The 21,851-nt window shown below is 62.5% G+C and carries 16 protein-coding genes; 4 read left to right on the top strand and 12 right to left on the bottom strand.

Annotated elements, in window-relative coordinates:
* Nucleotides 1-22: 22 nt before the first annotated feature.
* From ABFC66_RS15820 to ABFC66_RS15780, 9 genes are all read right to left on the bottom strand, one after another.
* Complete coding sequence (locus ABFC66_RS15820) at nt 23-1,411, bottom strand: porin (RefSeq protein WP_346741936.1); 1,389 nt, start codon at nt 1,409-1,411, stop codon at nt 23-25.
* 114 nt (nt 1,412-1,525) lie between these two features.
* Complete coding sequence (locus ABFC66_RS15815) at nt 1,526-2,545, bottom strand: sulfate ABC transporter substrate-binding protein (RefSeq protein ID WP_346741935.1); 1,020 nt, start codon at nt 2,543-2,545, stop codon at nt 1,526-1,528.
* A gap of 35 nt (nt 2,546-2,580) precedes the next feature.
* Entirely contained in the window at nt 2,581-3,600 is a 1,020-nt protein-coding gene (locus ABFC66_RS15810) for a sulfate ABC transporter substrate-binding protein (protein WP_346741934.1), read from the bottom strand.
* 61 nt (nt 3,601-3,661) lie between these two features.
* Entirely contained in the window at nt 3,662-4,099 is a 438-nt protein-coding gene (locus tag ABFC66_RS15805) for an Rrf2 family transcriptional regulator (RefSeq protein ID WP_346741933.1), read from the bottom strand.
* Between the two features lie 225 nt (nt 4,100-4,324).
* Nucleotides 4,325-5,827 carry a bifunctional 3-(3-hydroxy-phenyl)propionate/3-hydroxycinnamic acid hydroxylase gene (locus ABFC66_RS15800; RefSeq protein WP_346741932.1) on the bottom strand — a complete coding sequence of 501 codons (1,503 nt, stop codon included), beginning with the start codon at nt 5,825-5,827 and terminating at the stop codon, nt 4,325-4,327.
* Nucleotides 5,828-5,850: 23 nt separating this feature from the next.
* Nucleotides 5,851-6,723 (bottom strand): fumarylacetoacetate hydrolase family protein, encoded by an 873-nt coding sequence (locus tag ABFC66_RS15795; protein WP_346741931.1) that lies wholly within the window; start codon nt 6,721-6,723, stop codon nt 5,851-5,853.
* A 34-nt stretch (nt 6,724-6,757) separates the two neighbouring features.
* Nucleotides 6,758-7,678: a VOC family protein gene (locus tag ABFC66_RS15790; RefSeq protein WP_346741930.1), complete on the bottom strand. Its 921-nt coding sequence runs from the start codon at nt 7,676-7,678 to the stop codon at nt 6,758-6,760.
* The gene (locus ABFC66_RS15785) at nt 7,675-8,364 is read right to left on the bottom strand and encodes a helix-turn-helix domain-containing protein (protein ID WP_346741928.1); all 690 of its coding nucleotides are present in this window, start codon (nt 8,362-8,364) and stop codon (nt 7,675-7,677) included. The genes ABFC66_RS15790 and ABFC66_RS15785 overlap by 4 nt, the downstream gene beginning before the upstream one ends.
* Before the next feature lie 131 nt (nt 8,365-8,495).
* A complete protein-coding gene (locus ABFC66_RS15780; protein ID WP_346741927.1) occupies nt 8,496-8,771 on the bottom strand; it encodes a hypothetical protein in 276 nt (91 codons plus the stop codon).
* Between the two features lie 269 nt (nt 8,772-9,040).
* Here ABFC66_RS15780 and ABFC66_RS15775 point away from each other — a divergent pair, with 269 nt between their 5' ends.
* A complete protein-coding gene (locus ABFC66_RS15775) occupies nt 9,041-9,832 on the top strand; it encodes a class III extradiol ring-cleavage dioxygenase (RefSeq protein WP_346741926.1) in 792 nt (263 codons plus the stop codon).
* Here the strand turns inward: ABFC66_RS15775 and ABFC66_RS15770 are convergent.
* Nucleotides 9,808-10,536, bottom strand: coding sequence for a TetR/AcrR family transcriptional regulator (locus ABFC66_RS15770; RefSeq protein ID WP_346741925.1), 729 nt, complete (start codon nt 10,534-10,536; stop codon nt 9,808-9,810). The genes ABFC66_RS15775 and ABFC66_RS15770 overlap by 25 nt on opposite strands.
* 93 nt (nt 10,537-10,629) lie before the next feature.
* Between ABFC66_RS15770 and ABFC66_RS15765 the strand changes: the two genes are divergently transcribed.
* The 3 genes from ABFC66_RS15765 to ABFC66_RS15755 all read left to right on the top strand — a co-directional run bounded on the left by ABFC66_RS15765 (nt 10,630) and on the right by ABFC66_RS15755 (nt 15,374).
* A complete protein-coding gene (locus ABFC66_RS15765) occupies nt 10,630-11,742 on the top strand; it encodes an efflux RND transporter periplasmic adaptor subunit (RefSeq protein ID WP_346741924.1) in 1,113 nt (370 codons plus the stop codon).
* Nucleotides 11,739-14,831: an efflux RND transporter permease subunit gene (locus ABFC66_RS15760; protein WP_346741923.1), complete on the top strand. Its 3,093-nt coding sequence runs from the start codon at nt 11,739-11,741 to the stop codon at nt 14,829-14,831. The genes ABFC66_RS15765 and ABFC66_RS15760 overlap by 4 nt, the downstream gene beginning before the upstream one ends.
* Nucleotides 14,832-14,990: 159 nt before the next feature.
* A complete protein-coding gene (locus ABFC66_RS15755; protein WP_346741922.1) occupies nt 14,991-15,374 on the top strand; it encodes a nuclear transport factor 2 family protein in 384 nt (127 codons plus the stop codon).
* A 76-nt stretch (nt 15,375-15,450) separates the two neighbouring features.
* On the opposite strand, the gene ABFC66_RS15750 is transcribed toward ABFC66_RS15755, so the two are convergent.
* A complete protein-coding gene (locus ABFC66_RS15750) occupies nt 15,451-17,811 on the bottom strand; it encodes an efflux RND transporter permease subunit (protein WP_346741921.1) in 2,361 nt (786 codons plus the stop codon).
* Between the two features lie 753 nt (nt 17,812-18,564).
* A complete protein-coding gene (locus ABFC66_RS15745) occupies nt 18,565-21,846 on the bottom strand; it encodes a carboxyl transferase domain-containing protein (protein ID WP_346741920.1) in 3,282 nt (1,093 codons plus the stop codon).
* Nucleotides 21,847-21,851: the final 5 nt, after the last annotated feature.

Here is a 21,851-nt window from a genome sequence, read left to right as displayed (position 1 = left end):
ATCATCCCGATTGCCGATAGCATTACCAGATAATGCCGACGCGAGTAATAATCGCGTCGCCGGCATTCTTGACGGCGATCGCCGTCTTTCCGGAATTCGGCGTATCCGCATCGAAATGGACGTAATCCACAAGCAGACGCAGGTAATTGTTCGGGTACCAGTTCAGGCCAAGGCTGTAATTGTTCTCCTTGCCGCCCTTGAACGCACCGTCATTGAGATCAAGCGTGCTGTAGCGGCCCGCAACTTCCCACGCGCCCCAGCCACCCTTGGACAGGGAGAATGGGCTCTTCGGCTTGATGCGCGCGAAAGCACCGTCTTTGTATTCACGGTTTTCGCCTGTGATAACCCAGGACGCGCCAACATAGCCGCCGTCGAAATCGAGGTCCGTGTTGGTATAGCGATCGACGCTGACCTTGCCATATTCCGACTGAAGATAAACCGGACCGTACTGGCCGGCGAGTTCGAGGCCGCCGAACCAGTAGCTCTTCGCGTCGAGCGCACCGGTATCGATGAGGCGTGTGCCGTCGACCGACACTTCCGGACCGCTACGGAACTGGACGCCGGAGTTTGACGAGGTGCCGTGCCGCGCACCCGTATCGCGCCAATAGCCCGAAACGCCAAGGTGCAGCGTCTCGGTGACGCCATTGACGGGCGCCCAGGTCAGACGAGCCGCAGGACCCCAGCCTTCGTCTTGGTAGGTCGGTGTCGCCGTGCCGCTGGTGCCGTTGGTGCCGCCGCCGCCATTGATGGCGTAGTTTTCGCCGAAGACACCGGCCGTCGCCGTCCAGTTGACGTCGGCATATTTCACCGACACGCCCGCCTTGTAGTCGCCGCCCGCCGTGGTGCGGTTGGTAAAGGCCTCGACGTAGAGCGGAATTTCCGTGAAGAGCGTGTCGGAGCTCGAAATCGCCTGCTCCAGTGTGTTCGGCGTCTTGTGCTGGCCGAGCGTGACGGTCGTCTTTTCGTTGAGACCCTTGTACTGGACATAGGCGTCCTTCACGTCGATTTCCTGGTTCGAATTGTCGTCGCGCGAAGCATTGCCGACATCGACCTCGAGACGATAGGCCCAGTCCTTCTGATAGGTGCCCTCGATGCCGAGACGGGCGCGGCGGAGTTGCGTGCCGTCCTTGTAGTCGTTGGCGCCCTTGCGCGTATCGAACGCGGCAGCATCAGCGGCAATCTGGCCGCGGAACTTGAACGAGGTATCGCCCTTCGAATTCTGGAAGACGGGTACCGGCTTGAATTCCGGCTGCTTGCGGATGTCGGCGATTTCCGACCGCAATGCATCGACCGTCGCTTCGAGGTCGTCGACGCGCTGCTGAAGTTCCTGGGCGGACGACGCAGCAAATGCCGGCCCCGTCAGGCTCAATGCCAGAAGGCTGGCGCTTAGGAAAAGAGAAGTTTTTTGCATGAGTACCCCCATTTGCGACCACCGTTTTCCGGCGGTCGCATTGCTGAATGGATTTTTGAAGAAGAGCGGTGCCGTCGGCCCCTTGAGGCCCTTCCTGTCGTTACGGCCTGACTGTTACGGCTTGTAAATCTGGTCGAATACGCCACCGTCACCGAAATAGAGCTTCTGCGCCTTGCGCCAGCCGCCGAACTTCTCGTCGATCGTCACGAGTTCGAGCTTCGGGAAGCGCTTCAGATCCGCCGGATCGGCCGCAGCCGTGTCGCGCGGACGATAGAAATTTGCGGCGATAAGCTTCTGCGCTTCAGGCGTGTAGAGAAACTTGAGGTAGGCCTCCGCCACCTTGCGCGTGCCGTTGTTGTCGGCATTGCCGTCAACGACAGCGACAGGCGGCTCAGTCAGGATCGAGACCGAGGGATAGACAACCTCGAAATCGTTCGGGAACTGCTTGAGGATCAGATAGGACTCGTTTTCCCAGTTGATGAGCACATCGCCAAGGCCGCGCTGCGCGAAGGAGGTCGTCGAACCGCGGGCACCCGTGTCGAGCACAGGAACGTTCTTGTAGAGCGCCGTGACGAACTCACGCACCTTGGCCTGATCGCCGCCGAACTTCTTGTCCGCGAAAGCCCAGGCTGCGAGGAAGTTCCACCGCGCGCCGCCCGAAGTCTTGGGATTGGGCGTGATGACGGCGACACCCGGTTTGACGAGATCGTCCCAATCCTTGATGCCCTTGGGGTTGCCCTTGCGAACGACAAAGTTGATCGTCGAGGTGTAAGGAGAGCTGTTGTCGGCCAGGCGCTTCTGCCAGCCGATGGGCAGCTTGCCGGAAAGCGCCGCGATCTGGTCGATGTCGGCCGCAAGCGCCAGCGTGACCACATCGGCGGAAAGGCCATCGATGACGGCGCGCGCCTGTTTGCCGGAACCGCCATGCGACTGGCGAACGGTGATGGTCTCACCCGTCTTGGCCTTCCAGTCGGCGATAAAGGCCTTGTTCACCGCTTCATAAAGCTCGCGGGTGGGGTCATAGGACACGTTGAGTAACGTCGTGTCGGCACGCACTTCGAAGGCCGACGCGATGAACAGGAACAAGGCGCCGAGCAGTAGCGCTGTCCTTTTGGTCAGTACAGAGATGGTCATTACATTCGCCTTTCCAGGAATGAACTGAGCGCTACTCAGGGTTTGTAGATCTGGTCGAAGATGGCGCCGTCGGCAAAGAACTTCTTCTGAGCCGCGCGCCAGCCGCCGAACTTTTCATCGATCGTTACGAGACTGACCTTCGTGAAGCGGGTGACGTCTTTCGGGTCTGCCGCCGCGGGATTGCGCGGACGATAGAAATTCGCCGCGATGATCTTCTGGGCCGCCGGCGTGAACAGGAACCCGAGATAAGCCTCGGCGACCTTGCGTGTGCCGTTGGCATCGACATTCTGGTCGACAACTGCAACCGGCGGCTCAGCGAGGATGGAGATCGACGGAACCACGATTTCGAACTCGCCGGGGAACTGCTTCAGGATCAGATAGGCTTCATTTTCCCAGCTGATGAACGCATCGCCGATGCCGCGCTGCGCGAATGTCGTTGTCGAACCGCGCGCGCCCGAGTCCAGCACGGCCACGTTCTTGTAAAGCTTGCCGACAAACTCGCGGGACTTGTCCTCGTCGTCACCGAATTTCTGGTCGGCATACGCCCAGGCGGCGAGAAAGTTCCACCGCGCGCCGCCACCCGTCTTGGGATTGGGCGTCACGACCGACACGTCGGGCTTAACGAGATCGCCCCAATCCTTGATCCCCTTGGGATTGCCCTTGCGAACAACGAGAACGATCGTCGAGGTATAGGGCGTGCTGTTATAGGGCAGCCGCTTCTGCCAGCTGATCGGCAGCTTGCCGGTGAGCGCGGCGATCTGATCGATGTCATTGGAAAGCGCCAGCGTGACGACATCCGCATTGAGACCGTCGATGACTGAACGCGCCTGCTTGCCCGAACCGCCATGCGACTGGCGGATGGTGACGGTCTCCCCGGTCTTCGCCTTCCACTCGGCCGCGAAGGCCGCGTTGACCTGCTCATAAAGCTCGCGAGTCGGATCGTAGGACACGTTAAGCAGGGTAATGTCCGCATGGGCAGCGGCGCTCGATCCGGCCAGCAATATCACGCCGCCCAAAGCGGCCCTGGCGCGCGTCACGAAATTTCCGAAAACCATCTGCTCCCAGCCTCTATCTCGATCAAATAACTATAATTAATTGTCAAATTTTTTTGCTCAGCTAGGTGAGCAACTCCGCATGCGCCGAACCACGACAGGCTTGCTCCAGCGTCAGACCGTCGAGAATCTCGGCGGCGGAATCGCGCACCTGGCGCATCGCGCGGCGGATGGCGCAGGACTTCTCGTCTTCGCAATCGACGCAGCGGCGATAGCGGGTGAGGCTCGCGCAAGGAATGGGCGCGAGCGGGCCGTCCATGATCCGAACGATCTGCCCGAAGGTGATCGTGTCCGCAGGCTTCGCCAAGGTGTAGCCGCCGTGCTTGCCGCGATGGCTATGCACCAGCCCCTGCTTGCGCAGTTCGAGCAGGATCAGCTCGAGGAACTTGCGAGGCACGTTCTGCCGCTCGGCGATATCGCCGGCCTGCAGCAGTTCCCCGTTTTCCTGGTTGGCGAGAGCGAGCATGGCTTTGAGAGCGTACTTGGCTTTTTGCGAGAGCATTTTGTCTATCTGTCTTATAGGTAATTAGAGGCGAGCCACGGTGTCAATCGTATTTTTACACCAAAATCCGAGATTCGCGCACTAACTACAGTTATATTTTGTGATTTGATGAAGCTCTTCTGTCCCTATCGATACGCTTGATTATGCCAAAAGCAACGGCATTCCGGAACAGGCGAACGCGCGCCAATCTCCGGAATGTCAGAGTTCGACGATGTTTGGGGACCTTCAGGCAGCCGAAACGCCGGACCTGAGATAGGCGGCCCACGCCGCGACAAGGCCGCCAGCGTCCCCGCGGCCGAAAATATAGCGGTCCGGGCGGACAAGAACGGCATCGGCCTCCGCCAGCATGGACTTGACCCGATTGCCCTCGTCCAGAAGCTCAGGGTCGGAGAGCGCCATGGCAAAGCCGCCCGAGGCGCGAAAGGATTCCGCCGCCGCCTCATCGCCGGCGCGGTAGAAAAGGAGGGGCTGAAGGCCCGCGACGTCGTCGAGCCTTCTGCGGCCTTCGCCGGTCCGGAGCCAGGGCTCCGGAAAGATGGAGCCCGCCAGTTCGTCGCCGGGCATTACGCCGCTCTTCAGGCCGACCGTATCGACCATCGGTGCAATTCGCTCGCTCTCCGGCTTCGAGAGCATGTCGCGGTCGCGCGCAGCCGCCTCATCCTCATTCTGTGTACAGACCACCTTGCCCATGAAGACGGCCATTTCCGTGATGGCGCGCACATGGGGCTCGCGTTCTGCCTGATAGCTGTCGAGCAGCGCCTCTCCCGCGCGGCCCTGAAGAACGGCGGCAAGCTTCCAGGCGAGGTTGGCGGCATCCCGCGCGCCGGAGCAAAGCCCCTGCCCCAGGAAAGGCGGCATCTGGTGCGCCGCGTCGCCCGCAAGCAGGATACGCCCCCTGCGCCACTCTTTCGCAATCACGGCATGGAAGCGATAGACGGCACGCCGGTCTATCTCCACCGAGGCCGGATCGATAAAGGGCCGAAGCAATTCATCGATGAATGAATCGGCGACAACCTCCTCGGGCCTTTCGCCCGGACGCAACATGAACTCCCAGCGATGCCGGCCCGGCGACATGGGAACCGACGTAACGGGCCGGCGCGGATCGCAATGCTGCAATCCGATTGTGGTGAGGCGCTCGCGCCCATCCTTGAGCTTCGCATCGATCACGAGCCACGGCTCATCGAAACCCATATCGTCGAGCGCGATGTCCACGTTGCGCCGCACCGCGCTTTGCCCGCCATCGCATCCAACGAGAAATTTGGCCGCGACGTTGTATGTGCCGTCCGGCCCAACGATTTCGACGGTAACCCCGTCGTCATGCGAGACGCAGGATTTCAAGGCATGGCCGAGGCGGACCGAGACGCCCGGAATCCCGGCGAGCCGCGCGCGCAACGCATGTTCGAGCGTCGGCTGATGAAACATGGAGCTTTGCGGAAAGCCCGTCGCGGTCAGCACTTCGCCAGGCCGAAAGCCGATCAACAGAGATCCGTCGCGCGAGCGGAACTCATAGGCCGAGAGCGGCTGGCTCGCCTGCGACACGGCTTCGGCGCCGCCGGCGAGGTGGAGGAGACGCATGGTTTCGTGGTCGATATGTGCCGCGCGGGGCATTGGGTAGACGCCTGTATCGCGGTCTATCGCAATCGCCGAAATGCCAAGGCGTCCGAGATAGACCGCCAACGCCGCACCGACAGGTCCGAGCCCCGAGACGAGCACATCCGTCTTTTCCATTCCTGTCTCCTCCCCGAAACGCGTCAGACGATGACCGTCTCGCCCTTCTCAGGCACGACGCGGTTCTCGATGTAGCCGAGCTTTTCGATCTCGACCTTCACGCTGTCTCCGGCCTTGAGGAACACGGGCGGCTTCATCGCCATGCCCACGCCACCCGACGTTCCGCTGAAAATCACGTCGCCGGGCTCGAGGGTGAAGGCCTGCGTGAGATGCGCGACCTGGGCAAAGCAGTTGAAGATCAGATATTTCGTGTTGGAGTTCTGGCGCAACTCGCCATTGACCCAGCACTTGATGTCGAGCGCATGCGGATCGCCCACTTCGTCAGGCGTGACGATGTAGGGGCCCATGGGCCCATGCGTATCGAAGCTCTTGCCGATCTGCCACGTATTGGTGCGGAGCTGCCAGTCGCGCACGCTGACGTCGTTGCCGACGAAATAGCCTGCGATCACCTCATGCGCGCGTTCCAGCGGCACATGGCGGCAGCGCTTTCCTATGACGAAGCACATCTCGGCTTCGTAATCGAGCATGGTGGAGACGACCGGCAGATCGATCGCGCCGTAGGGGTCCTGCGCGCAATTATGCTGCTTGTTGAACCAGACCTGATTTTCCGGCAGCGGCATGCCGCTTTCCTCGACATGGTCGCGATAATTGAGACCGATCGCGAGTATCTTGCCGGGCTTCAGCACCGGCGCGCGCAGCACGACCTCGGTGAGCGGAATCGTCGGCGCCGATGCGGGCACCTCGCGCGCTGCCTTCATCGCGGCGTCGCCCGTTTCAAGAAACGCCGTCATCTCCTGCGGCAGGGAAGGCGCGGCAACCGAGAGATCGACGATCCCCCGATCGCGAACGAGGCCGATGCGCGTGCGCCCCTGATACGTGAAGGTTGCAAGTTTCATAGGCTTGGTCCTCTTGCGAAAGTGAATATGGAGATCAGCTACCCATGGTGGGCGGCGCGTCGGGCCCCCACTGCGCGGCCATCAATTCGGCGAGCCCCGCCTTGTTCGGCGGCGTTTCATCGTTGAAGAGGTCGCCATCGGTCCAGTGCTCGACCGTGTGGCCCCAGGGATCGCGCCAGTAATCGAAGATCTGGCTGCCCAGCAGATGCCGCCCGACGCCCCATTCGTGGCGGCGGCCCGCCTTCGCCAGATGATCGTGACCGGCCATCAGATCGTCGAAATTCGCGACCTCGAAAGCGGCGTGATTGAAACCCGGCTGACCAGTGCCGACGAGAAAGAGCGTGTGATGATCGACATGCATCCTGCCGCGATCGCAGCGCAGGAAGGCGCCCAGCGCCAGACCGGGCGCAAGTTCGATTTCATCGGACGTCACCAGACCGAAGCGGCTCTTGTACCAGTCCTCGCTCTCGCGGAAGTCGGTGACGTTGATCACGCAATGTCCGAGCCTCTTCACCTGCGAAGGACCGCCGGCAATGCGCTGCGCCACGCCCACGCGGCGATGCGCTTCACCCTCGTTGAGAAGGGGGTGCCGCAGGATGGAGAGCGGCGCAGGCCGGTCTTCGCCCGCGACAAGCTCGACGAGAAACCCGTCCGGATCGCGCAGCCGGACGACCTTGCCGCCTCCCAGCGCATCGTGATCCTCGACTGCGACACCCTCCGCGTCGGCGAGACGGTGCAGATCGTCCACGCTTTCAGCCTGGAATGCGAGACCGTCGAAACCCGGCTCACCCTTCGCCGTCACATGGACGAAGGGCCGTGTGTCGCTGCCACGCATGTAAAGCAGCTCGCCGTCGAGACCGGCGCGTGCCATTCCGAATTCGCCGAGGAACGTCTCCATCTGGTCGAGGTCGGGCGCACGAAAACGAACATACGCAATGTCGGTTACGCGGATCATAGCCGTTCTCCCCTGTCTGGTAGCGTGAGATGCGAGGCATCGAAGGGCCGCGCGAGAATGCGAGCAATATCGGCCTTGCGCAGGCCCAGACCTTGCAGAAGCACAGTTGCGACTTCATGGGCATAGCCTTCGCCGCGCAGGATTTCCGGGCCTGCGCCCTTGTCGAGCAGGTGGCGCATGCCGGCTGTGCCCAGCGCGACGACGAGATGGAGCGCAACCTCGAGACTGGGAACGTGAATGCGGCCGAGCTCTACACCCTCGCGCAGATCGCCGAGCAGATGCTGATTGCCCGATTTGGCAATATCGACGCCGCCCTCATAGATGCGCGAAAGCAGCCGGGCGCGCACGGGGTCCCGGGCGACGAGATAGAGAAACAGTCTGACACCGCGCGAAACGCGTTCCGCCGGATCGGCAATACCTTCATTGAGTTCCGCGACAGCCTGATTGAACTCGCGCCTGATCGTGGAGGCGACGGCGACGGCTATGTCCGCGCGGTCGGTGAAGTAATTGTAGAAGGTGCCCTTGGCTACGCCTGCGAGGTCGACGATTTCATCGATCGTCGTGGCGTCCACGCCCTGCGCCGCGAAAAGCTGGGTCGCCGCTTCGACAAGCACGGCGCGCATGCGCTCGCGTCGGCGCGAGCCATGTTCCACGGGCTTTTCCTCGGGCGATCGTCTTCCGGCCATATGGGTCCACCTTCAATCTGTGACTAAATAGTCATTAAATGACTGTTTAGTCAAGTTGTGAACCGGACACCGCGAGGCGCTGTCCGCGCCTCGCCAATTCTGGACGTGAAGGGAGCCCAGAGGCGCCGCGCTTATTCGCTGACGGAGCCGCCCTGGCTGTTGCTGCCACCCGTCCACGTGTTCGGGTTGGTCATGTTGTTCCACTTGTCCTTGGCCGCGTTCCACTGATCGGAAAGAGAGCTGCTGCTTCCCGAGGAATCCTCACTCGGGCAAGGAACCCAGTTTCCGCTTGCATCGTATCCATTGCAGGAAACGGTATTCCCGTCGCCGGTCGTGTACTCGTCGGCCAGCGCCACCGTGGGCGCCGCCAGCAACAGCGATAGCGCCGCAACATTCAACAACTTCATGAAACCCCCGCCTGCATTTGGTCCGCATACGCCGTCCGCCTGATGCGGACATGAGACAGCGAAATGCTAGAGCGGCCGCGAATGGCGGCGCTACCGCGCCCGGGATGAATTCTTTGTCATCTTTGCCTCGCCGGCGATTGACGCAGGCGGAGATTGGCGCAGGCGGCGCAACAGTCCGTTGCCCGGGACCTGTCTGGCGCCCGGCCCGCGAAAAGCCCATATTCCGCTCATCGGCCAATCGTTTGACGGCCTGACCCCGGATCGAAACCATGTCACGTACACCAGCGCTCTTCCTTTCCCACGGTTCGCCCATGATCGCCTTCGAGGACGTGCCGGCCCGGCAATTCCTCCTCGACCTCGCGCCAAAGCTGCGTGAGCCGAAGGCCTTTCTGGTCGTCTCGGCCCATTACGAAGAGGATCGGCCGACGCTGACCACGGGCGCGGCCCCCGAAACAATCCATGATTTCTACGGCTTTCCGCAGGCGCTCTACCGGTTGACCTATCCGGCGCCGGGCGCGCCGGCGCTGGCATCGCGCGTCGCCGATCTCCTTGCCGCGCAGGGCTTCGCACCCGCAGGCGATCCGCAGCGCGGCTTCGACCATGGCGCATGGATGCCGCTGATCCTGATGAACCCGCGCGCCGATATTCCGCTGGTGCAGCTGTCGCTCGCGGCGCATCAAGGCCCCGAATGGCACTACAGGCTTGGGCAAGCGCTGCGCCCCTTGCGCGACGAGGGCGTGATGATCATCGGCTCCGGCTCGATCACGCATAACCTGCGCGATATCACGCGGCCGGAACCGGATGCCGCCCCTGCGGAATGGGCGTCCGCCTTCACGGAATGGATTCACGGCAAGGTGGAAGCCCATGCCATCGACGAGCTTCTGAATTACCGCGAACTCGCGCCCAACGCGGTTCGCGCCCACCCGACGGACGAGCATTTCCTGCCCTTCTTCGTCGCGCTCGGCGCAGGCCTGCCCGGCGAAGCTGCGACCCGCGTCCACCACAGTTTTACCTACGGTTCTCTAGGAATGGATGCCTATGCCTTCGGCGACCTTGCCTGAGGAGCCTTCCGGCGCGCGGGGCTGTCATCCGGCAGGATGCCCCTGAAGATCATTTCGATCTGCGCATCGATGAGCCTTTCAGGGGCCCAGAGAAAGCCGACATGGGTGATGAGCAGCGACACCACGCCATGTCCCGCCGCCCATATGGCCTCTGCCGTCAGCTCGGCATCGCCGGGCCTGATGAGGCCGGCCTTCAGCAATGTCCTCACCTGTTCTTCCAGAAACCCGAAGGCGAGCTGGCCGGTGGTCGGTTCGGCTTCGTTGCCCGGCTCCGCGCGCAGGCCGCCTTCGCGCCTGAAACCCGGAATATTGGTCATGAATACGAGCTTGTATTCCTCCGGCCGCGCGAGCCCGGCCTCGATATAGCCTCGCATCATGCCCCGGAGCCGGTCCAGCGGCGGCAAGTCGTCCGACAGCCGCTCCCGCATCCGCTCGATCAACTGCGCGAAATAACCATCCGCAATCGCGTAGAGGATCGCCTCCTTGTCGTCGAAGTGCTGGTAGATCGCCGCCTGCGTGATGCCGACATGGCGGGCGATATTGCGCATCGTGACCTGCGCGAGCCCGCCCTCGCCGAATAGCGCCCTCGCCGCGTCAATGATCTGCAGGCGCCTTTCCGCAGGCGACAGACGACGCCGGATGCGCCGCGACGGGGCATCGCTGGCCGCTTTCCCGGCGGACGCTACGGTTTTGGCACGCTTCATCGGCATAAGCCTACCTAACACTGTTCAGGAGGGGTTGACCAGCCGCTAAAGCCCACTAAATAAACACCGTTCAGTATCAATGAGGGGTTGGCTATGTCGTTTTCACGGATAGCGCTCGGCGCGATCGCCGCGCTGAGTCTGGCTGCGGCGCTCGGTGCCTGCGGCAAGAAGGAAGACAAGGCGGCCACCCAGACCGAGAGCGGCGTTCCCGTTCTGGTCGCCACCGCGCGCACGGCGCCGGAAAGCCAGGACGTCGTCGCCTATGGCCAGCTGCGCTCCGACAAGGAGGCGGCGCTCTCCTTCAAGATCGGCGGCCTCATCAAGACGCTGAAGGTCGATACCGGCGACCGCGTGACCAAGGGCCAGCTTCTCGCGGAGCTCGACCAGCGCGAAATCAACGCAGAGGCATCCCGCGCAGCCTATGCGGCCGAGAAGGCCAGGCGCGACCTCGCCCGCATCGAACCGCTGCTCGCCAAGGGTTTCGTCAGTCAGCAAAAGGTTCAGGATGCGAAGAGCGCCTATGACATGGCGGTCGCCGATCGGCAGCGCGTCGAATTCGACCGCAGCCTCGCCAGCATCACCGCCCCCGCCGATGGCATCGTGCTGACGCGCCACGCCGACATCAACGAGATCGTCGCGCCCGGCGCGCCCGTTCTTACCGTCAGTCAGGGCTCGGCCGGTTACATCCTGAAGGCCGGCCTCAGCGACCGCGACGTCGCGCGCCTCGCCATCGGCGACAGGGCGCAGGTGACGCTCGATGCGTTCCCGCAAAGGCCGGTAGCCGGAACCGTGCGGCGTCTCTCCGCAATGAGCGACGCGCGCACCGGCACATTCGAAGTCGAAATCGCGCTTGAAGGTGTGCCCTCGGGCGCAGAAAGCGGCTTCATGGGCGAGGCCCGCATTGCTCCGGCGTCCAAAGCCGGAAATGGCGATCGCTCAAAGCATCTCGCCATCCCCGCCTCCGCCATCCTCGAAGGCCATGGCTCGACCGCAACCATCTATGTCTATGACCCTGCCAAATCCGCCGTGCGCCTCGCCCGCGTATCTGTCGGCACCATTTCCGGCGATGAGGTCATTGTCACTGACGGCCTCTCGGCGGGTGATCAGGTTGTCAGCGCGGGCGCGCCCTATCTGCGCGATGGCGTGAAGGTGAAGGTCGTGACCGACCTCGCCGCCGAACAGCCGGTGGCGAGGCCGCGCACATGATCCTCGGCAAGATCAGCGGCTTCTTCGTCCGCAACTGGCAATTCACGCTCGTCCTTTTCGGCCTTCTGGCCATGATGGGCGTCAACACCTTCAACAGCATTCCTCGCGCGGAAGACCCGGACTTTCCCATTCCCTATGCGGTCGTGACCGTGGTGATGCCGGGCGCCGATCCGGCCGATATGGAAAAGCTGATCGTGCGGCCCATCGAGGACGCGGTGAACGGGCTCGACGATCTTGAGAATATCGTCAGCCGCGCCGAAGACGGCGTAGCCAGCATCAGCGTGCAGTTCAACTGGTCGACGCCCGATCCCGACAAGCGCTATGACGACGTGGTCCGGGAAATCAACGCGCTACGCAGCAGCCTGCCTTCGGGCATTCAGATTCTTCAGGTCGACAAGTTCCGCTCCTCGCTCACCAACATGGTGCAGGTGGCGCTGGTCAGCGACGCGGCGCCCGCACGCGAACTCGAAGACGTGGCCAAGGATCTGCGCGACGAGATCGATCGCGCGCCCGGCGTGCGCGAAACGAAGATCTGGGGTCTTCCTGCCTCCGAGGTACGTGTCGCCGTCAATTTCGGCCGGCTGGCCAGCCTGAAGATTCCCGTGACGGCGGTCGCGAACGCCATTGGCGCGGAAAGCAGCGATATTCCCGGCGGCCCCATCCATGCCGGCGCGCGGCGCTTCAACATCAAGACGACCGGCGGCTTCAAGAGCCTCGACCAGATTCGAGACACCGTCGTCGGCGCCTATGGCGGACGCATCGTCAAGGTCGGCGACGTCGCCGATGTCTCATGGGCGCAGGAGGAAGCGGGCCATCTCGCTTGGTACAACGGCAAGCGGGCCGTCTTCGTCACGGCGAACCAGAAGGAAAACCAGAACGTCTTCGAGGTGCGCAACGGCATCTACAAGGCGCTCGACCGTTTCGAACCGCGCCTGCCCAAGGACATCGAGCTCAAGCGGGCCTTCGACCAGTCGGTCTCGGTGCATGAGCGGCTGAACCATCTCTATCGCGACTTCGCCATTGCGGTCGGCCTCGTCCTCATCACGCTCTTGCCGCTCGGCATTCGCGCCGCCGTGGTGGTCATGGTCTCGATCCCGCTCTCGCTGGCAATCGGCCTGTCGATGATGGAATTCGGCGGCTACTCGCTGAACCAGTTGTCGATCGCGGGCTTCGTTCTGGCGCTCGGCCTTCTTGTCGACGACTCCATCGTGGTGGTCGAAAACATCGAGCGCCATTTGCGGCAAGGCAAGAAACGCCTTGAGGCTGCCGTCGCTGCGACCTCGCAAATTTCGGTCGCCGTCGTCGGCTGCACGGCAGCGCTGCTCTTTGCCTTCCTGCCGCTTCTTTCCCTTCCCGAGGGTGCCGGCAAGTTCACGCGTTCGTTGCCCGTCGCGGTCACGGTCACGATCATCGCCTCGCTCTTCGTTTCGCTGACGATCATCCCCTTCCTGTCGAGCCGACTTCTCAGCGACAAGGCGCACCCGGAGGGAAACATCTTCCTGCGCGCCGTGATGGGCGGCATCCACCGCTTCTATCGCCCGCTCCTCCATCGGGCGCTCGCCAATCCGAAGACAACCGTGATCGGTGCGTTGGCCGTCTGCCTCGCCAGCCTTTCGCTCGTTCCCGTCATCGGTTTCAGCCTCTTCCCCGCTGCGGACAGCCGCCAGTTCCTCGTTCAGATCGAGACGCCGCAGGGGACAGGACAGGAAGAAACGAAGCGCGCGCTTCTCTTTGCCGAAAATGTTCTGAAGAAACGCCCCGAGATTCTCTGGACCATGTCCAACCTCGGCCACGCCAATCCGCAGATCTATTACAACGTGCGGTCGATGGAGACCCGCGCCAACATGGCGGAGATATTCGCGGAGATCAGGCAGTTCGACGAGGTCAAGACGCCTCGCATGTATGACGAGCTGCGAGCCGAATTCGCACGCTATCCGGGCGCACAGATCATCCTGCGCGTCTTCCAGAACGGGCCGCCCATCGAAGCGCCGGTCGCGGTTCGCATCGTCGGTCCGAACCTCAAGGTGCTCAAGGAAATCGCTGCTCAGGTTTCGCGGATCATTGAAGATACGCCGGGCACGCGCGACATTTTCAATCCGATGCAGCTCGACCGCACGGACCTCAATCTCGGCATCAACACCGAGAAAGCCGCGATGATGAATGTGCCTGCGGGACAGATCGACCGCACGGTGCGGCTTGCCATCGTCGGCGAGACGGCAGGTTGGTATCGCGAGTCGAACGGCGAGCAATACAAGATCACAGTGCGCCTGCCGCTCGGCAAACATCACGCGCTCGATGCTCTGGACAAGGTCTATGTCCCGACCGCCGACGGCAGCTCCGTGCCGCTTGGCCTGCTCACCGCGCCGCATCTCGATTCCAGCCCAAGCCGCATCGACCGTTACAATCGCGAGCGCCTGGTCACCATCACCGCCTATACCCAGACGGGATACAACACCGCCAAGGTCACGGCTGATATTTTCAAACGGCTGAAATCGGTGCCGATCCCACCGGGCTATGACTTCCGCAAGGGCGGCGAGGCGGAAGCGGCGAGCAAGAGCTTCAGCGGACTTCTCACCGCTATCCTGATCGCGATTTGCGGCATTCTTGCCGTGCTCATCCTCGAGTTCCACTCGTTCCGCGCGACGCTGGTCGTGGCAGGCGTCATCCCGCTCGGCATTTTCGGCGGCATCATGTCCCTGCTCGCATCGGGCTACTCGCTCTCCTTTACCGCCGTCATCGGCTTCATCGCCCTCATCGGTATCGAGATCAAGAATTCGATCCTGCTGGTGGACTTCACCAACCAGTTGCGCAAGGCGGGAACGCCGCTTGCAGATGCCATCGAACAGGCCGGCGAAATCCGCTTCCTGCCCGTTCTGCTGACATCGGCTACGGCGGTCGGCGGTCTTCTCCCGCTGGCGCTGCAGGGCTCCGGCCTCTATTCGCCGCTCGCCTGGGTCATCATCGGCGGCCTGCTCTCCTCGACCTTCCTCTCCCGTCTGGTGACGCCCGCCATGTATCTGCTGCTGGCACCCACCAATCTCGGCGACGAGAGCGAAGCGGCGGTGGACGGTGTGACCGAACAAGTCTGAAATTTCGTCCGATGGTCGTGATGAAGAAGGGGCTGCCTTGAGGGCGGCCCCTTTGCTTTGGTGCGCCCCTTTCCCTCGAAGGCTCCTGACATCATGCTGTCAGGACGAGCGCACTAGGCTCGGGGGAACTTCCGGCATCACCGAAGAGGAGAGAGCCCCATGGACATGAATGTGAATATTCAGGACAGCACGAAGGTCATCGCCGAAGATTTCGTCAGCCTCTGCAAAGCGGGCAAAGCGGACGAAGCGGGCGACCGATACTGGGCTGACGATGTGCTGAGCATCGAACCCACCGGCAGCATGCCTCCGGCGCGCGGCAAGGAAGCCCTGCGCAAGAAAGGCGAGTGGTGGGAAGGCGCCCACGAGATCCACCGCATGGATATCGACGGGCCCTATGTGAACGGCAATCAATTCATCGTCCGTTTCACGATCGACGTGACGGAGAAGCAGAGCGGCACGCGCATGAAGATGGACGAGACCGGCCTCTACACGCTGAAGGACGGGAAGATCGCGGAGGAGCGGTTCTTCTATTCTCGCGGCTGATCCACGAGAAGCGTCGGACAAAGAAAAAGGGCGGCTCCCTCGCGGAAGCCGCCCTTCTCTTTGACTTGTCCGGAGATCAGTGCGCGTGACGGATCGCGCGCGCTTCCTCTTCCGTGAGCGGCTTGCGCTTCAGCGGCCAGATGTATTCGAGCGCCGCGACCAGCGCCGGCAGGAGCGTCACCGCACCGATCATGTTGACGATGAACATGAAGGTGAGGAGAAGGCCCATGTCGGCCTGGAACTTCAGAGCGGAGAAGCTCCAGGTCGAGACGCCGATGGCGAGCGTGCCGCCGGTGAACATCGTCGCCGAGCCCACATCGTTCAGCGCCTGGAGATAGGCATGGTACGGCGAGACGCCCATGCGCATGTAGCGCTGAATACGATTGTACTCGTAGATGCCATAGTCGACGCCGATACCGACGGCAATCGCGAGCACCGGCAGCGTCGAGATCTTGAGGCCGATGCCGGCCGCCATCAGGAACCAGTTACCGATGATCGTCGACAGGATCAGCGGAAGCACGCAGCAGAGCGCGCCACGCCATTCGCGGTAGACGAAGATCACGAGGATCATGACCACGGCATAGACGTAGAGGAGCATCGGAAGTTCGGCATGCTCGACCACGGTATTCGTCGCCGAAGTGATGGTGACGTTACCCGTACCGATGCGGAGCTTCAGATCGTCGCGCTGATGCTGGGGATCGTTGATCCAGGCTTCAGCCGCGCCGACGACGCGCTTCACGGTTTCGGCCTTCGTGTCCGCGATATAGATCTGGACACCCAGCGTCTTGCATTCCGTGTCGACGAGCATGGTCGAGCTCGAAACACTCGACGTCGCCTGAGCGAGAGCTGTCGGGTCACGCGGAAGCGCGGCCCATTTCGGATTGCCTTCCTGCCACATGCTGTTGATGGTCTTGCCGACGATCGGGAGGCTCACCACCGTCTGCACGCCTTCGACGTTGCGCATGTCCCAGCTGAAGGTATCGAGGAAGTGCAGCTTGCTGTAATCGACGCAAGCCACGTCTTTGGACTCGACGATCACGTTCATCACGTTCACGCCGAGCTTGAAGTGTTCAGCAATGTATTCGCTATCGAGGTTGTAGCGCGCCTGCGGCCACAGCTCGCCGGCACCCGCATGAACGTCGCCGATCTGGCGGTTCTTGCCCTCATAGAAACCGACAATGCCGAGGATCACGCAGAAGCCGATGAAGATGAAGGCCTGCGTCGGCTTGGCGATGGACGCGAGGAACGGCCAGAATCTGGCACGGCTCGCCATCGCATTGCGCACCTTCTCACCATATTCCTGGCCAGGAGCGACGTAGGAAACGATGAGCGGGAGCATGATGAGGTTCGAGACGATCTTGAACATGACACCGATGGAGGCGGTGACCGCAAGTTCGCGGATCATGCCGATCGGGATGATGTAGAGCGTGGCGAAGCCGGCGAGACAGGTCGCGAGAGCGACCGAGCCCGGACGAAGCAGGAAGGTGAAGGTCGCGCGCGCGGCCGCATTCTTGTCGAGGCCGGCGGCGATTTCAGCGCCCACCATGTTGATCTGCTGCACGCCATGGCTGACGCCGATGGCGAAAACGAGGAAGGGCACGAGCACGGCCAGCGGATCGAGACCGTAGCCCATGAGTTGCAGCGTACCGAATTGCCAGATCAGCGAGCAGAGCGAGCAGCTCACCGTCACGATCGTCAGGATCCACGACCGGCAATACAGCCAGAGCATGAGGCAGGTGAGGATGAAAGCGACCGTGAAGAAGAGAACTACCGAACGGGCGCCGTCGGCGATATCGCCGATGAGCTTCGCGAAGCCGACGATCTTAACGTCCGTATCGGCAGTCACGTATTTGTCGCGGATGTTCTTTTCGAGGAGGTTCGCAACCTTGAAGTAGTCGAGCTTCTGCTGCGTCTCCGGATCGACTTCGAGAAGTTCGGCGGCGATCATGGCCGAGCGGAAGTCGGTGGAAACGAGGCGGCCGACGAGATTGGCGCGCAGCGTGTTCTGCATCACCGTCTTGATGCCCGCATCCGTCGGCTGGAAGTTCGCCGGGATGACGTCGCCGGCCTCGAGGCCCTGCTCGGTCACGGCGATGAAGCGCGTGTTCGGCGTCCACAGGGAGGTCACGCGGTGACGCGCGATACCGGGGATATAGAAGACGTCGTCGGTCGCATTCTTGAGCGTCTTGAGGAATTCGGGCTGGAAGATGTCGCCCTTCTTGTTCTCAAGCACCACGATGATGCGATTGCCGCCGCCAAACCCGTCCGCATACTGGAAATAGGTCTGGATGAAGGAATTGCCGACCGGAAGCATCTTCAGGAAGCCGGCATCCATACGAAGCTGCACGGCGAAGAAAAGCATAGTTATCGTGATGGCAGCCAGGACCGCGAGGATCACGGCACGCAAGCCGAACACGATATTTTCGATACGCTGCAAGGTAACCTCCCCTAGGGACGTGCAGCCTCCACGCGACGGACTGCATCGGGATTCTCAGAATTTCCGGAGCTTTCGCTCTTCTTGGACTTATTGATCGAGCCGAAGGCCTTTTTGGCCGCCCCCTCTATACCCGTCCAGAGCGGGAGGCCACAAGGCTATCCTTCGAATTGAGACAGATGGTTATAAAATGCCATTAGTTGGCGGGGCGCGGGCGGCCTGGCCCGCGCTGCCTGCCGAAGCGGCAGACTCCATCGCCATTGGCTGAAAAAACCGGGAAATGGCGCCCGTTTGCGCGGACACTGTCGGTGCCAGGGCTGCCGGCGCCTCGACTTGCTGCACGAGAACCCGCAGACGGGGGCCGCGGTTCAGAAGTTTGGCCTGGGGCGCGGTCTGAACCGGCGCTTCAAGGACCGCTGAATGGCGGGAGAATGAGTGCTCGGCCCTGGGAGCCTCCGCCGCCACGGGCGTCACGCGCCCAAACGAGACGAGGCAAAGCGCGAACAGGAGCCAGACGAACGGCGCAAGCCAGCCGAAACGCGCAGACGCGCCCGCTACTCCCGCGCTCGGGGTGCTGCTATCGACGCTCTTTTGCGAAAACCCCACTACACGCCTCTCGCGAGTACTCGCCGCGACCAAATTGGAACAATGGCTGATTATGACCAAGCGGCACGACTTTGCCACAATTCATTATACGCAGCGGAACGAAGGGTTTCCCCTGCGGACTATGTGGCAAAGCGGCAACAGCATTCCCTGTCACCAGGTATCGACGAAGGAGCGGCGCTTGCCTTCGGTGGGTGTCAGCCGGGGCAGCGAAGCAAGCCCCCGGATGATCCAGCGGCGCGTTTCCAGCGGGTCGATCACCTCGTCGATTTCGAGGAAGGAGGCCATGTTGATCGCCTTTCCGTGCTCGTAGGAACGGGCAACCATCTTGTCGAAGAACTCCTTCTGCTCGACGGGGTCCTTGATCGCTTCCATTTCCTTGCGATAGCCGAGCCTCACCGCGCCTTCGAGACCCATGCCGCCAAATTCGCCGGTCGGCCATGAGACGATGAAGAAGGGCGCATGGAAGCTGCCGCCCGCCATGGCCTGCGCGCCGAGACCGTAGCCTTTGCGCAGCACGACCGTGAAGACGGGAACGCTGAGACTTCCCGCCGTCACGAACATGCGGCTGACGCGTCGGACCAGCGCGGTCTTTTCCGCCTCAGGCCCGACCATGAAGCCGGGCGTATCGCAAAGCGACAGGATCGGCAGACCGAACGCGTCGCATAGCTGCATGAAGCGCGCGGCCTTGTCCGCGCCGTCGGCGTCGATCGCGCCGGCAAGATGCGTCGGATTGTTGGCGATGAGGCCCATGGGGCGCCCCTCGACACGCACCAGTGCCGTCACCATGCCATGTGCGAAATCGCGGCGAAGCTCCAGCACCGAGCCCGTGTCGCAAAGCGCATCGATCACCGCGCGGATGTCATAGATGCGCAGGCGGTTCTCCGGGATCAGGTGCCGCAGCTTGCGCTGGTCCGTGCAATCCCATTGCGCGACCGGCCCCTGGAAATAGGAGAGATACTTCTTGGCGGCGGCGACCGCCTCCGCCTCGTCCTCGACCAGCACGTCGATGACGCCGTTAGGCGCCTGCACTTCGACAGGCCCGACCTCATCGGGCAGGAAGACCCCGAGGCCGCCGCCTTCGATCATGGCCGGTCCGCCCATGCCGATGGCAGAGTTCTTCGTCGCGATAATGACGTCAGATGTGCCGAGGATCGCCGCATTGCCCGCGAAGCAGCGACCGGAATTGATGCCGACGCGGGGCACGAGGCCGGAGAGCTGCGCATAGGCAAGGAAGCTCGGTGTATCGAGGCCAGCGACACCCATCGAATCCGTGTCGCCGGGCCGGCCGCCGCCGCCTTCGGTGAAGAAGACGACGGGAAGCCGCCACTGTTCGGCGAGCTTGAACATGCGGTCCTTCTTCTTGTGGTTCATCGCACCCTGCGTGCCCGCGAAGACCGTGTAGTCATAGGAGAGGACCATGGTGCGCGCCTTGTCCTCGTCGAACAGCGCGCCGTTGACCGAACCGATGCCGGCGATCATGCCGTCGGCCGGGCTCATCTTGATGAGTTCGTCCATCGATCTGCGGCGACGCTGCGCGGCAAGCGCCAGCGAGCCATACTCGATGAAGCTTCCCTCGTCGCAAAGATCGTCGATATTCTCGCGCGCGGTGCGCTGGTTGGTCTTGCGCCGCCGCGCCACCGCATCTGGACGGCCTTCGTCGAGGCCGATGAAATGCCGCTCGCGGACCGAAGCGAGATCGGGACGGATGTAATCGAGATCGACTGCCGTCTCCTCGCTCGCCGCCACCGCGCCGACATCGCCCGGCTCGATGAAGACGATGGGCTGGCCGTCGAGAAGAACCTCGCCTGCGGCGGCAGCCACGAGGCGCACGATGCCGCTTCCCGCCGCATGGACGAGATGCTCCATCTTCATCGCTTCGAGCACGGCGATCTGCTGGCCTGCGTGAACCCTGTCGCCTTCCTTCACGTCGACGCTGACGACCTTGCCCTGCATCGGTGCACCGACAGGCTCGCTGCCATCCGGGCCCTTGATCGCCGTCGCCGCGGCGACGCCTTGCGTAGCCACTCCCGCGAAATAGCGCTCGCGCGCCACGAGTGGCTTCACCAGCTCCGCCACATGTTCCTCGACGAAGCGCGTGGTCACGTCGTTGGCGGCGAAAGCCGGATGCGCCACGAGCGACCGCAGGAAGGAAATGTTGGTGGCAACCCCTTCGAGACGAAACTCGCTGAGGGCGCGGGCCGCGCGGCGCACCGCATCGCGATAATCGACCGAGGGCGCATGAACAATGAGTTTTGCCAGCAGCGAGTCGAAATTCGGGCTTGTGCGATAGCCCGCATATCCGAATGTATCGACGCGGATGCCGGGGCCGGACGGCGGCTCGAACACGGAGATGACGCCGCCCGCCGGCTTCGCATTGCCGCTCTCGTCCATCGTTTCCATGTTGATGCGGAGCTGGATCGCGTGGCCACGCGGATAAGGAACCTCGCCTTGCGTGAGACCGAGTTCCTTCAGCATCTTGCCCGAGGCAATCTTCAGCTGCGTCTGCACCAGGTCGACGCCGGTCACTTCCTCGGTGACGGTATGCTCGACCTGCAGGCGGGGATTTGCCTCGATGAAGGCGAAGGTCTTCATGTCGGCGGCATCGACGAGGAATTCGAATGTGCCGAGATTGTCATATGCCGCCGCCCGCGCGAGCGTGACAGCCGCCGCGCAAAGCTCACCGCGCAATTCCTCGCTCAAGGAAGGGCTCGGCGCGATCTCGACAATCTTCTGGTTGCGTCGCTGGATCGAACATTCGCGCTCGAAGAGATGCGCGACGCCGCCCACACGGTCGGCCACGATCTGCACCTCGACATGCCGCGCTCTTTCGATGAGCTTCTCGACATAGACATCGCCATTGCCGAAGGCCGCCTTCGCTTCGGACTGGCAGCGCTTGTAAGCTTCCTCGATTTCCGCCTCTGCCCTTACCGGACGCATGCCGCGCCCGCCGCCCCCGGCAACGGCCTTGATCATCATGGGTCCATGCGCCTTGAAGAAGGCGCGCGCGTCGTCGAGGCTCGTCGCCCCCTGGGTGCCCGCGAGAAGCGGCACGCCGGAGGCGAGCGCCAGTGCCTTCGCCTTGATCTTGTCGCCGAAGAGTTCGAGCGCCTCCGGGTTGGGGCCGACGAACACGATCCCCGCCTCGGCGCAGGCCCGCGCGAAGGCCGCATTCTCGGAGAGGAACCCATAGCCCGGATGGATGGCGTCGCACTTCGTCTCCTTTGCCGCCGCGACGATGCCCGTAATGTCGAGATAGGCGGCGGCTCCCTCGCCTTTCAGCGCGACGGCCTCGTCCGCAGCCTTCACATGCAGCGACAGAGCATCGTCGGCGGAATGGACGGCTGTGGTCCTGAGGCCGAGTTCGGCGGCGGCCCGCGCGATACGGATGGCGATTTCGCCCCTATTGGCGATCAGGAGATGGGTGATAGTCATAGGGC

This window comes from Parvibaculum sp. (assembly GCF_039680535.1).
GTDB lineage: Bacteria > Pseudomonadota > Alphaproteobacteria > Parvibaculales > Parvibaculaceae > Parvibaculum.
This window is presented reverse-complemented; position numbering and strand designations above follow the sequence as displayed.

Coding starts and splice junctions, on each gene's coding strand:
- ABFC66_RS15790 (WP_346741930.1), bottom strand. CDS start 7,678: ATGATCCGCGTAACCGACATTGCGTATGTTCGTTTTCGTGCGCCCGAC.
- ABFC66_RS15770 (WP_346741925.1), bottom strand. CDS start 10,536: ATGAAGCGTGCCAAAACCGTAGCGTCCGCCGGGAAAGCGGCCAGCGAT.
- ABFC66_RS15775 (WP_346741926.1), top strand. CDS start 9,041: ATGTCACGTACACCAGCGCTCTTCCTTTCCCACGGTTCGCCCATGATC.
- ABFC66_RS15765 (WP_346741924.1), top strand. CDS start 10,630: ATGTCGTTTTCACGGATAGCGCTCGGCGCGATCGCCGCGCTGAGTCTG.
- ABFC66_RS15780 (WP_346741927.1), bottom strand. CDS start 8,771: ATGAAGTTGTTGAATGTTGCGGCGCTATCGCTGTTGCTGGCGGCGCCC.
- ABFC66_RS15800 (WP_346741932.1), bottom strand. CDS start 5,827: ATGGAAAAGACGGATGTGCTCGTCTCGGGGCTCGGACCTGTCGGTGCG.
- ABFC66_RS15820 (WP_346741936.1), bottom strand. CDS start 1,411: ATGCAAAAAACTTCTCTTTTCCTAAGCGCCAGCCTTCTGGCATTGAGC.
- ABFC66_RS15785 (WP_346741928.1), bottom strand. CDS start 8,364: ATGGCCGGAAGACGATCGCCCGAGGAAAAGCCCGTGGAACATGGCTCG.
- ABFC66_RS15815 (WP_346741935.1), bottom strand. CDS start 2,545: ATGACCATCTCTGTACTGACCAAAAGGACAGCGCTACTGCTCGGCGCC.
- ABFC66_RS15745 (WP_346741920.1), bottom strand. CDS start 21,846: ATGACTATCACCCATCTCCTGATCGCCAATAGGGGCGAAATCGCCATC.
- ABFC66_RS15795 (WP_346741931.1), bottom strand. CDS start 6,723: ATGAAACTTGCAACCTTCACGTATCAGGGGCGCACGCGCATCGGCCTC.
- ABFC66_RS15755 (WP_346741922.1), top strand. CDS start 14,991: ATGGACATGAATGTGAATATTCAGGACAGCACGAAGGTCATCGCCGAA.
- ABFC66_RS15760 (WP_346741923.1), top strand. CDS start 11,739: ATGATCCTCGGCAAGATCAGCGGCTTCTTCGTCCGCAACTGGCAATTC.
- ABFC66_RS15805 (WP_346741933.1), bottom strand. CDS start 4,099: ATGCTCTCGCAAAAAGCCAAGTACGCTCTCAAAGCCATGCTCGCTCTC.
- ABFC66_RS15810 (WP_346741934.1), bottom strand. CDS start 3,600: ATGGTTTTCGGAAATTTCGTGACGCGCGCCAGGGCCGCTTTGGGCGGC.